This window comes from Aeromicrobium sp. (assembly GCF_014378035.1).
In the GTDB taxonomy this organism is placed as follows: Bacteria; Actinomycetota; Actinomycetes; order Propionibacteriales; family Nocardioidaceae; genus Aeromicrobium.
In genome coordinates this window covers 1-11,604 of sequence record NZ_JACMOM010000318.1, presented here as the reverse complement: position 1 = coordinate 11,604, position 11,604 = coordinate 1, and the positions used below count along the sequence as shown (strand labels likewise).

Annotated in this window: 10 protein-coding genes; 3 read left to right on the top strand and 7 right to left on the bottom strand. The window is 66.7% G+C overall.

The annotated features are described in order from the left end of the window. From H7290_RS16445 to H7290_RS16420, 6 genes are all read right to left on the bottom strand, one after another. Window positions 1-1,163: 4Fe-4S binding protein (locus H7290_RS16445; protein ID WP_290515102.1), on the bottom strand; the 1,163-nt coding region annotated here is incomplete at its 3' end. 3 nt (window positions 1,164-1,166) lie between these two features. Then, window positions 1,167-2,180: a diiron oxygenase gene (locus tag H7290_RS16440; RefSeq protein WP_290515101.1), complete on the bottom strand. Its 1,014-nt coding sequence runs from the start codon at window positions 2,178-2,180 to the stop codon at window positions 1,167-1,169. Between the two features lie 102 nt (window positions 2,181-2,282). Next, window positions 2,283-2,930 (bottom strand): phosphatidylinositol phosphate synthase, encoded by a 648-nt coding sequence (gene pgsA, locus H7290_RS16435; protein ID WP_290515100.1) that lies wholly within the window; start codon window positions 2,928-2,930, stop codon window positions 2,283-2,285. Between the two features lie 2 nt (window positions 2,931-2,932). Next, the gene (locus H7290_RS16430) at window positions 2,933-3,475 is read right to left on the bottom strand and encodes an HIT domain-containing protein (RefSeq protein ID WP_290515099.1); all 543 of its coding nucleotides are present in this window, start codon (window positions 3,473-3,475) and stop codon (window positions 2,933-2,935) included. Further along, window positions 3,472-5,457 (bottom strand): threonine--tRNA ligase, encoded by a 1,986-nt coding sequence (gene thrS / locus H7290_RS16425; protein WP_290515098.1) that lies wholly within the window; start codon window positions 5,455-5,457, stop codon window positions 3,472-3,474. The genes H7290_RS16430 and thrS overlap by 4 nt, the downstream gene beginning before the upstream one ends. Before the next feature lie 241 nt (window positions 5,458-5,698). After that, entirely contained in the window at window positions 5,699-7,411 is a 1,713-nt protein-coding gene (locus H7290_RS16420; protein ID WP_290515097.1) for an FAD-dependent oxidoreductase, read from the bottom strand. A 56-nt stretch (window positions 7,412-7,467) separates the two neighbouring features. On the opposite strand from H7290_RS16420, the gene H7290_RS16415 reads away from it, so the two are divergent. The 3 genes from H7290_RS16415 to H7290_RS16405 are packed head-to-tail and all read left to right on the top strand — an operon-like array spanning window position 7,468 to window position 10,195. Next, entirely contained in the window at window positions 7,468-8,115 is a 648-nt protein-coding gene (locus H7290_RS16415) for a TetR/AcrR family transcriptional regulator (RefSeq protein ID WP_290515096.1), read from the top strand. After that, the gene (locus H7290_RS16410; protein WP_290515095.1) at window positions 8,112-9,554 is read left to right on the top strand and encodes an NAD(P)/FAD-dependent oxidoreductase; all 1,443 of its coding nucleotides are present in this window, start codon (window positions 8,112-8,114) and stop codon (window positions 9,552-9,554) included. Before H7290_RS16415 ends, H7290_RS16410 begins: the two co-directional genes overlap by 4 nt. Beyond that, window positions 9,551-10,195, top strand: a complete 645-nt coding sequence (locus H7290_RS16405) for an acetoacetate decarboxylase family protein (RefSeq protein WP_290515094.1) — start codon at window positions 9,551-9,553, stop codon at window positions 10,193-10,195. The genes H7290_RS16410 and H7290_RS16405 overlap by 4 nt, the downstream gene beginning before the upstream one ends. 177 nt (window positions 10,196-10,372) lie before the next feature. Here the strand turns inward: H7290_RS16405 and H7290_RS16400 are convergent, their stop codons facing one another. Beyond that, window positions 10,373-11,146: a sigma-70 family RNA polymerase sigma factor gene (locus H7290_RS16400; protein ID WP_290515093.1), complete on the bottom strand. Its 774-nt coding sequence runs from the start codon at window positions 11,144-11,146 to the stop codon at window positions 10,373-10,375. Window positions 11,147-11,604 lie beyond the last annotated feature (458 nt).

The window sequence follows — 11,604 nt, the reverse complement described above, 5'->3', positions numbered from 1 at the left end:
GTCGTCACCAGCTCGTTGTGACGGACGCGCACCCCTGTCACCTGGCCAGGACCCATCAGCTCGATCGGGGAGGTCGCGAAACGGAACACGATGCGGCGGTTGCCGGCACGGCGAGGCCGCGTCGTGGCCGCACGAAGTGCTTGCAGCTTCCGGTCGGTCATCGCGTCGCCCGAAGGAGCATCGAGGTCAGTGCCTTCCACGACGATGTCGATGTCGTCGCGGCTCAGCAGGCCGACGAGCTCCGGCAACGTGAAGGCAGCCTGCGCGGCTCCCCGACGACCCAGCAGCACGATCTCGCGGATCGTGCTGCTGCGCAGGGCCTCGAGCGCGTGGTCGGCGATGTCGGTCGACTCGAGACGAGACGGATCGGTGGCCAGTATCCGTGCGACGTCGAGTGCGACATTGCCGTTGCCGACGATGACGGCACGCTCAGTCCCAAGGTTGACGACATGGTCAGCATGGTCGGGATGGCCGTTGTACCAAGCGACGAGCGCGGTCGCCGTCCCGCTGCCCGGGAGATCCTCGCCCGCGATGCCGAGCACGCGGTCCTGCGAAGCGCCGGTCGCGTAGATCACCGCGTGGTGGTGCTCGATGAGCTCCTCGTGGGCGATGTCACGACCCACCTCGACATTGAGAACGTAGCTGAAACCGGGCTGGTCCTCGATGTGACGGAACAACCCGTCGATCGACTTGGTGCTCTGGTGGTCGGGGGCTACCCCGGCCCGGACCAGTCCGTGCGGGGTCGGCAACCGGTCGATGACGTTGACCTGCACCCCGGGTCGTTTGAGCAGCTCGTCAGCGGCGTAGAGCGCCGCCGGCCCCGGCCCCACTATTGCCACCCGCAGCGTGCCGCGGGAGTCGTCCTTGCGCACCACCGGCGGCACGGGCGCCTGGACCGGGTGGTCACGGCCTGCCTCGTGGAACAGCGCATTGATCGCGACGAAGGGTAGCTGCGCCGTTTCGACCCGTGTACCCGGCACGATCGCCCCGACCGGGCAGGCACCCACACAGGCACCGCAGTCGACGCATGAGACCGGGTCGATGTAGAGCATCTCGGCGAGACCGAAGTCAGCCTCGTCGGGGGTGGGATGGATCGCGTTGACCGGGCAGGCGAAGACGCACGACGCGTCGCCGCAGCACGCCTGGGTGACGACGTGAGCCACGGGTCAGCCCTGTGACACGAAGGAGACCGCAGGCTCGCTGCGGTAGCGCGATGGCCGGCCATCGATGCGGCAGAACCGCCACATGAACCGCGCGGCACGGTTCATCAGACCAGCCTGCTCCGCCAGCATCCGTACGTCGCCGAACAGGTTCTGCAAGCGCTCGCGGGACTCCGGAGCCCTCCAGTAGAGGTCCTTCATGACCTTGCGCGGAATGCCGAACTCCTGGCGGAAGGACTTGGACGGCACCATGATGACGTCGCACAACACGCGCATGATCACTGGGAAGAGCATCGAGATGACGAGCTTCTCGACACGACCGAGCCGTGGGGCGTTGCGGCGGATGTACTGGTGCGCGAACGAGATGTGCCGCGCTTCCTCCGCCACGTGGATCTCCATGATGCGCGACAGCACCGGCGGCAGGTCCTTGCCACTGCGCAGGATGCCCTTTTGGGTGTGGTCGATGGGCTCCTCCCCTGCGAGCACGCCGATGAAGAACGCGAACGGGACCGCCGAGCCGGCGAAGGGCAGGAGACCTGCGATCCTGCGCATCAGCCACGGCATGCCCTCGACGTCGACGCCGATACGGTTGACCGTCTGCTGGAACATCTGCGTGTGATGGCACTCCTCCGTGGCCTCGTGCGTGAGGTAGCGATACTCCGGTGAGCCGTTGGGGAGCGTGAAGACGTACTGCATGAGGCCGCGGATCAGGATGTTCTCGAACTGCAACCCGACCTTGAGGATGTTGGACTGTCGCCACTGGCCGATCTCGATCTGGCGCGCCAAGGACTGAGCCTGGTACCACGGGTGCGCACCGAGCGGGTCGACGTCCGCCGGGAGCACCCAGCGGGGATCGTCCTTGGACACCGTGAAGTCTGGGGAATCCCAGTCGATGTCGATGAACGCGTCGAAGTGGCGGTCGACCGAGGCCTGTGAGAGTCCGTCAAGAATCTCGGCGTACTGCTCGCGCGTGATGTTGTCCGGAATCTGCGGTGGTGAGGTGTCGAGCGTCTGCGACATCGTTGCTCCTCGTGCCTGCTGGGTGGTGGTCCAATCAGCATGAGGGACACCGAGGGTATGTGTCAACGTGAATGTCACATCGTGAATGTCACATCTTCATGGTCAGGACGGAGCGTCATGCTGCGCCGGCCCGGAAAAGGCCTGCTTGCGGACGATCAGCATCCGCTGCACCACCGTGATGGCGCTCGCGATGGCAAGCGCCCACAGCGTGATCTCGAGCAGGAACGGCAGATCAAGAAGCCCCGAGAAGCCGGTCATCACGAGGATTGCGACGAGCCTGTCGGCGCGCTCGGCGATTCCGCCCTTGGCGGTCATGCCAAGGCTTTCGGCCCGGGCGCGGGTGTACGACGTGAGTGCGCCGAAGATCAGGCAGGCGAGGCTCAACGAGAGGTAGAGCGTCGGCCCACCAAGGTCGGTCTTGGCGTCCGATGACGCGTAGTACATCACCAGTCCGGCGAAGATCGCAGCATCCGCCACCCGGTCGAGAGTCGAGTCGAGGAAGGCACCCCACGACGACGACTGCCCGGACTTGCGGGCCATGTAGCCGTCGATGATGTCGGAGAAGACGAAGACCGTGATGACAAGCACCCCGATGAGAAATTGCCCCCGCGGAAAGAACACCAGCGCGCCGGCGCTGACGCCGACCGTGCCCACGATCGTGACCTGGTCGGGCGTGATGCCGACTCGGAGGAACAGGTCGCCGACGGGCGCCCACACGTTGCCCCAGAACTGACGGAAGCGTTCGAGCACAGCTACTCCTTCGGCCAGGCGGCCGCGAACATCTCGCGGGTGTCGCCCAGCAGTTGCGGCATGGTCTTCGTGCGCCCGATGACGGGCAGGAAATTGGCATCGCCACCCCATCGGGGTACGACGTGCTGGTGCAGATGGGCGGCGATGCCCGCACCCGCGACATTGCCCTGGTTCATGCCCAGGTTGAACCCCTGCGGGCTCGAGACCTCGCGCATCGTGCGCATCGCCTGCTTGGTGAGCTCGGCGACCTCGCCGGTCTCGTCGTCGGTGAGGTCGGTGTAGTCGGCCACGTGACGGTAGGGGCAGATCAGGAGATGGCCGGCGTTGTAGGGATAGAGGTTGAGGACGGCGAACGCAGCCGTTCCGCGGTGCACGATGAGGCCCTCGGCGTCGTCCATCGCGGGGATCAGGCAGAACGGGCAGTCGACCTCGTCGGACGAAGCAGGCTTGTTCTCACCCTGGAGGTACTGGATGCGGTGCGGGGTCCACAAACGCTCGAACGCGTCGGGCTCCCCCACCCCACCCTGCTCACCCGACGTGGTCACACCTGCACCCGCTGCTCGACCGCCTCGACGATGCGCGTGATGGCATCGTCGACCGCAATGCCGTTCTCCTGCTCGCCGCTGCGATAGCGGAACGACACCGCGCCCGCCTCGACATCGTTGTCGCCGGCGATCAGCATGAACGGGACCTTCTGGGTCTGCGCATTGCGGATCTTCTTCTGCATGCGCTCGTCCGAGTCGTCGACCTCGACCCGGATTCCCCGCTTCTTGAGCCGCGAGGCGACCTCGTGGAGGTAGTCGGCATGACGCTCGGCGATGGGGATGCCGACAACCTGCACGGGCGCGAGCCACGGGGGGAACGCCCCGGCATAGTGCTCGACGAGCACGCCCATGAACCTCTCGATGGAGCCGAACTTCGCTGAGTGGATCATGACGGGCTGCTGCCGGGTGCCGTCGGCGGCGACGTACTCGAGGTTGAAACGATCGGGCGCGGGCTGGTTGAAGTCGTACTGGATCGTCGACATCTGCCAGGTGCGGCCGATCGCGTCGCGGGTCTGCACCGAGATCTTGGGACCGTAGTAGGCCGCTCCGCCCGGGTCGGCAACGAGCTCGAGGCCGCTCTCGACAGCCACGTCCTCCAGCACCTTGGTTGCCACCGCCCAGTCCTCGTCCGAGCCGATGAACTTGTCCTTGGACGCGTCGCGGGTCGACAGCTCGATGTAGAAGTCGTCGAGGCCGAAGTCGCGCAGCAGACTCAGGACGAAGTCCAGCAGGTGCTTGACCTCAGCCGGCGCCTGTTCAGGGGTCACGTACGAGTGCGAGTCGTCCTGCGCGAATCCGCGCACCCGGGTGAGTCCGTGGATGACGCCGGACTTCTCGTGTCGGTAGACGTGGCCGAACTCGAAGAGCCGAAGCGGCAGCTCGCGGTAGGAGCGCCCGCGCGACCGGTAGATCAGGTTGTGCATCGGGCAGTTCATGGCCTTGAGGCGGTAGGGGTTGCCGTCGACGTCGAGCGCAGGGAACATGCCCTCGCCGTAGTAGGGCAGGTGTCCCGAGGTGTGGAACAGCTCTTCCTTCGCGATGTGGGGGGTGCCCACGTACTCGAAGCCCTCCTCGATGTGCCGGCGACGGACGTAGTCCTCCATCTCGCGCTTGATGACACCGCCCTTGGGGTGGAAGACGGGCAGCCCGGACCCGATCTCGTCGGGAAAGCTGTAGAGGTCGAGCTCGGTACCGAGCCTTCGGTGGTCGCGACGTTGCGCCTCCTCGATGCGGAACAGGTGTGCTTCGAGGGCCTCCTTGGTCTCCCAGGCGGTGCCGTAGATGCGCTGCAGCTGCTTGTTCTTCTCGTTGCCGCGCCAGTAGGCGGCGGCGCTCCGCATCAGTGAGAACGCCGGAATGCGCTTGGTGGTCGGCAGGTGCGGGCCACGGCACAGGTCGCTCCACGCGACCGACCCGTCGCGTTTCAGGTTGTCGTAGATCGTGAGGCCGCCCGCACCGACTTCGACGCTCGCACCCTCACCGGCCTCCGAGGCCGTGCTCTTCAGACCGATCAGCTCGAGCTTGTAGGGCTCGTCGGCGAGCTCGGCGCGGGCCGCATCGTCGGTGATCTCACGACGGTCGAACTTCTGGCCCTCCTTGATGATCTTGCGCATCCGCGACTCGATCTTCTCGAGGTCGGCCGGGACGAACGGCTCGGGCACGTCGAAGTCGTAGTAGAAACCGTCGGTGATCGGCGGACCGATGCCGAGCTTCGCCTCGGGGAACAGCTCCTGCACGGCCTGCGCCATGACGTGGGCGGTCGAGTGACGCAGGATGTCTCGTCCGTCGCTGGTGTCGATCGCAATGCCCTCGACCTCATCGCCGTCGGCGAGCTCACGAGCAAGGTCCACCAGATCGGTACCGATGCGGGCGGCGATGACGTCGGGCGAGTCGGCAAACAGCTGCCACGCCTTGGTGCCCGTCTCGACCGTGTGGCCCTCGCGGCCGCCGGCGTTGACGAGGACGATCTTCAGGTCGGACATGACGCACCTCTTCGGTCTCGACGCGCCCTACGGATGGCGCGTGCTGCTTGCGCTGACCCTATCTCAGGCGAACGCCGCAACTTCTTCCGCAACCCCGGGGCCGACAACCTCGCCCAGACCGTCGAGCACGCTCCACCGCCGGCAGCACCGCCGACCGGGCACCGCCGTGAGACTCCCTGTTCGTCCGCGTGATCCACCTCGTGTCCGGTCAATCGACGAGCGATGTGGCGTGGGGCCCCTGTCAGCGACGTGGCACCGGGGGAACAGGAAGCAGTGGCAACGCTCCGGGAGCGTGTGCGGGCACAACCGGGCTGACCGGGGCGACGCACGCCACCCTGACGTAGGGCTGGCCGAGTGCGGGCCGGGCGTCGATCTCGCCTTTGTTGGGCCACAGCGCCATTGCACGTTCCGCCTGCGCGGTGATGGTCAGGGAGGGGTTGACCCCGAGGTTCGCGGTGATCGTCGAGCCGTCCGAGATGTGCAGGCCCTGATAGTGGTGCACCCGCTGGTACGGGTCGACCACGCCGGTGTCGGCGGTCGTGCCGATGACGCAGCCGCCGATGAAGTGAGCGGTGAGCGGCACACCGGCCAGCTCACCGAAAGCGGCGCCCGGGTACCCGCCGATCTTCTGGGCAATCTGCTTGGCCGAACGGTCGGCGATCGGAATGTAGTCGGGGTTCGGCTCCCCCACGCCCTGCTTGCTGGTCATCCGGCGACCGAACGGCCCGCGCTTGAGGTAGGTCGTGATCGAGTTGTCCAACGACTGCATGACCAGGATGATCATCGACTGCTCAGCCCATCGGCGCGGGTCGTGCAGCCGGAGGGCGCCCCGCACACCCAAGATCCGGTAGCCGCGCAGCACGGAACGGAAGCGGCCACCCGGCCCCGGTCGATCCGGCAGCGCCATGTTCATCAGGCTCAACAGGCCCGAGCCGCGGCCGTAGCGCACCGGCTCGATGTGGGTCTGTCTGTCGGGATGGAAGGAGGAGGTGATCGAGATGCCGGGTGTGTAGTCGGCGTCCTTGTGGGACGACCGCGCAGTCAGGACAGCCTCGGAGTTCGTGCGGCTCAGCTCGCCGATCCGCGGCGACAGCTGTGGCAGCGAGCGCAGCCGCAGCTTGTGCAGGAGACGCTGGGTGTTGAGGGCGTTGCCCGCGAAGATGACCTGACCGGCCGTGTAGCTGCGCCGGCGCAGGACATTTCCGGTGCGGTGCGTGCGCACCCGGTAGCCGTCACCGCCCGGAGCGGGGCGCACGTCGACGACGCAGGTCAGCGGGTGCACCTCGGCACCAGCGTTCTCCGCGAGGTACAGGTAGTTCTTGACCAGCGTGTTCTTGGAGTTGTGGCGGCAGCCGGTCATGCAGGCGCCACAGTCGATGCAGGCCTTGCGCCTGGGGCCCGCACCGCCGAAGAACGGGTCCCCGATCTCGGCACCGGGCCCGACCCCGTGATCGGTGCCGAACAGGACACCAACGTCGGCCGGGTGGTAGGTATCGCCGGCGCCACAGTCCTGGGCGATCGCCTGCATGACGTCGTCGGCCGGGGTGTGGCCCGCGTAGGTCGTCACGCCGAGCATCTTCTTGGCCTGCACGTAGTGCGGGGCCAGCTCGGACTTCCAGTCGGTGATGTGGGCCCACTGCGGGTCGTCGTAGAACTCCTCGAGCGGCTCGTACAACGTGTTGGCGTAGACCAGCGAGCCGCCGCCGACGCCCACGCCGCTGGCGATCAGCACGTCCTTGAGCAGGGTCACGCGCAGGATGCCGAAACAGCGTGCCCACGGTGCCCACATGTAGCGACGCACCCGCCAGGAGGTCTTCGGGAAATCGTCATCGGCGAAGCGGCGACCCATCTCGAGAACGCCGATGCGGTAACCCTTCTCCGTCAGGCGCAGTGCCGCGACGCTGCCACCGAAGCCGGACCCCACCACCAGGACGTCAAAATCGTGCTCACTCATCGCGCCACCATACGATGCTTGTTGACACTATGCCAATAGCCGGTGAAACTATGAGAATGACGGCCACCCGACTACGTCTTGCGCCCGCCGAGCGGCGCCAGCAGATCATCGACTCCGCGCGCCTGCTCTACAGCGACAGGCCATACGACGAGGTGTCCACGAGCGAGCTCGCCGAGGCCGCCGGCGTCGCACGCGGACTCATCAACCACTACTTCGGAGACAAGCGGCAGCTGTTCCTCTCGGTCATGCGCGAGTCGATCCTGGTGCCCCAGCACGGGCTGCCCGATGTCGAGGGCCGGCCGCTCGAGGAACGCACCCGCATCACGATGGACTGGATCCTCGACGCCGCGACGACGTACGGCCAGGCCTGGATCAGCGCCAGCGGTGCGGCCAATCTCCATGGCAGCTCAGACATACAGGCCATCGTCGACGAGGCCGACGACCGGGCTGCGCGGCTCGTGCTCGACGCGCTGGGCCTGCCCGATGACGCGCATCTGCGGGCACGGCTCCGGCCGACCGCTGCACTGACCAAAGCGGTCTGCCGCGAGTGGCTGCAACGCGGCACGTTCACCCGCGACGAAGCCCTCGACCTCCTCTCCGACGCCGTGCTGCTGTTCGTCCAGAAGGACGTTCCCGCACACGACACCTCCCCACGACGTAGCCTCTCCCCCACCACCGGGCATTTGACGAAGGAAGACACATGACGTCGATCGGCATCATCGGCTCAGGGTTCGGCTCGATCGCCGTCGCGGTCGAGCTCGCGCGTTCCGGGCACACCGACCTGCGGTTGTGGGAGCGCGCCGACGACATCGGCGGGGTCTGGCGCGACAACACCTATCCCGGTGCCGGCTGCGACGTCCCGTCGCCGCTGTACTCGTTCTCCTACGAGCCAAACCCGCGCTGGACTCGGCGCTACGCGTTGCAGCAGGAGATCCACGACTACATCCGTACGGTGGCCGACAAGCACGGCATCACCCCGCGGGTGCGCTTCGGGGCCGAGGTCGTCGCGGCCTCGTGGAACGAGTCGGCTGCCACGTGGGACGTGACCTTCACGGATGGGACGACCGAGACCGTCGACATCCTCATCAGTGCGGTGGGCCAGCTCTCCCGTCCCGTGCTGCCGACGATCGACGGCATCGAGTCGTTCAGCGGCACGTCGTTCCACTCCGCGCAGTGGGACCACTCCTTCGACGCCACCGGCAAGCGCATCGCCGTGGTCGGCGCGGGTGCCAGCGCCGTGCAGCTCGTGCCTCACCTTGCCCGGGACGCCGCCGAGCTTCTCGTCTTCCAGCGCTCCCCCAACTTCTTGATGCCCAAGCCCGACAAGCCCTACACGTCCGTGCACAAGGCGTTGTTCAAGATCGCTCCCCTCAGTCAGCGCATCGAGCGCGGCGGCATCTGGGCGCTCATGGAGCAGTTCGCCCGTGGCCTCGACGACGAGTCACGGGTCGGCCGGATCAACAAGTCCATCGCGCTCAAGCACCTGCGAAAGCAGGTCACCGATCCCACGCTGCGCGCGAAGCTGACGCCCGACTACCCGATCGGGTGCAAGCGGGTGCTGTTCTCCAACGAGTTCTACCCGGCCCTCGCTCAGGACAACGTCGAGGTCATCACCAGAGCCATCACCAGAGTCACCCCCACGGGTGTCATCGATGCCGACGGCGTCGAGCACGAGGTCGACGCGATCATCTACGCCACCGGGTTCGACAGCCAGGACTTCCTCGAGTCGATCGACATCACCGGCTCAGGCGGCCAGAAGCTCGCCACCCAGTGGACCGACGGCGCGCACGCCTACCTCGGGATGTACGTGCCGCACTTCCCCAACCTCTTCGTCACCTACGGTCCGAACACCAATCTCGGCGGCGGCTCGATCATCTTCATGCTCGAAGCGCAGGCGCGCCACATGCGCCAGGCCATCGACAGGCTCGAGGCCGGCTCATTTCGCACGGTCGAGGTGACCGAGGAGGCGGAGGAGGCGTACGACAAGGAGCTCCTCGACAAGCTCAACCACTCGGTCTGGGCGCACTGCGACAACTGGTACCGGCACCGTTCGGGTCGCATCACGTCCAACTGGCCGGGCGCCACCCTGCCATTCGCACAGGCCACCAAGGTCCTCGAGCCCTCCGCGTTCCGCTGGTCATGAGCGACTCGTCCGCAGAGACGCATCCCGCTGGAGCGCGCTCCCCCGAGACCTATCCCGCCGAGCCGTGGGACCTCCACGGCCACGCGTACGTCGGCGTCTGGCTCGTGCCACGCGACCGTCTGCCTGCTCCACACTCGTCGGCGACCCGGCCGATCACGGTGTTCGGCCGCGGCATCGTGTCGGCGGCGTTCTTCGTCTACGAGGAGCCGAGCCCGCTGACGTACAACGAGATCATGTCGACGGTGCTGGTGCGCGAGGGCTGGCGACCCAGGGTCTCGATCACGCACATCTGGGTTGACAGCCCCGCGTCGCGCGACGGTGGACGTGCTCTGTGGGCGATCCCGAAGAACCTCGCCGAGTTCGACGCCGTCCCCCACTTCTCGTATGCCGCACGGGGCATCGGCTCGCTGTCGGTCGGCCGGGTCCGACGGCTCCCGTGGCGCCTGCCGCTCGCGTTCCGCATTGCTCAGGATCGCGAGGGGTCGTTGCTGGTCTCGCCGGTGCGGGGGCGCATCCGTCCCGGCCTGGCAGCAGGGCGTTGGTCGTTCACCGACGACGGTCCGCTCGGCTTCCTTGCCGGTCGCCTGCCTCTGCTGACCCTCGCCGTGCGTCCGTTCAGGTTGATCTTCGGCTCCCGCTGAGTCGCACCGCTGAGTCGGGCCCCTGAGTTGACCTGGTGTCGACACCCGCTCCGACGACTACGACAGGGCCTACAGCGACGGCACCGGGGAATGATCTAGGTCGGGATGCTCCAGCTCACCTGCGGGCTGCGCGGCGGGCGGAGCCGTGAGCCTCGTAGCGACCTTGCCACCGTCGAACTACCCGACCTCCCTGTTGACCTCCTCGAGGTCGAGGTAGACGTCCATGCACGCGTGGCACGTGCCGAGGTGTGCGCGCACCTTCGCCTGATTGCGCGTCGTGATGGTGCGCCGCACCAAGGCCGCAATCTTCGGACGAATGCTTGCGCAGTCCCTGCCTGCGGGGGCGCTGCCCGCGTTCAGATGCTGCTGCAGGTAGGCCTCGCGCAGACCGGAGCGAGCCCGGTAGACCAGGGCGGAGACAGTGTTGGGCTTCATGCCCAAGATTGGCGCCAGCTCCTGGGGCTTGCGTCCTTCGACGTCGAGGTGCCACAGCACGGTGCGCCAGCGATCGGGCAGAGACTCGTAGGCTGCGCGGATCGCCGACCTCTCGAACTCGTCCAGCTGCCCGGCCCCGAACGGCACCACTCTGTCGATCTTCGACTCGTCGTCGGTCGGCACCACTCGCTGGTTGGCCTTGGCGCGGCGTCCAGATTCGTGACGGACGGTGGCGAAGAGGTACGCACGGAAGGCGCGGTCAGGACCCTTGCCGCGCTGGAGGAGGTCGAGCACTTGCGCAAACGATTCTGTGACGACGTCGTCGGGCTCATCGCGTTGGCCGAGGTGGCGAGCGAGCCGGCGAGCGGCATAGAGGTAACGCTCGTAGAGCACCGCATATGCGTGCCCGCTCCCGCGTCGGGTGAGGTCGAGGAGATCGGCATCATCGAGGTCTGTCAGGGCCATCTCGGAAGGCGGCGCTGTGGGCATCGAGGCCATGTCGCGGCGAACATTCACGGATTCCCTCCTCGATCACCGGCGAACTGGGTGGGGCGACAGCGCATTCGTGCAAACTGCGCGTTGTCACAAGTCTAGGTTGACACTCAATTTGTTGCCGCGCACGGCGAATTGGGGGGATGCGACTCAGCAGTAACTTGCGTGTATGCGTTGCCGTCGAGGTCGACGGATGACAGGTGGCGACAGGCGCGGTGCCACGACGCGCCCACACCACAGGATCGTCGGAATTTCGGCACCCGGCCGTTGAAGCTCGATCGTTGACGGGTGGGCCCACGTGGGGAGTCGCCGGGAAATTTTTCCAGCCGGATGTGCGGGCGGCCGCCAGTGTGTCGGCGGCGTCAGTGCCGACAGGTTCACCTGGTCGAACATCTGTTCTACTCTTGCTCGATGGGATTCGTCGATCGTGACCCGAAGCCGAAGCCTCGGGCGCGCGAACCCGTTCGACACGTGTGGGTTCG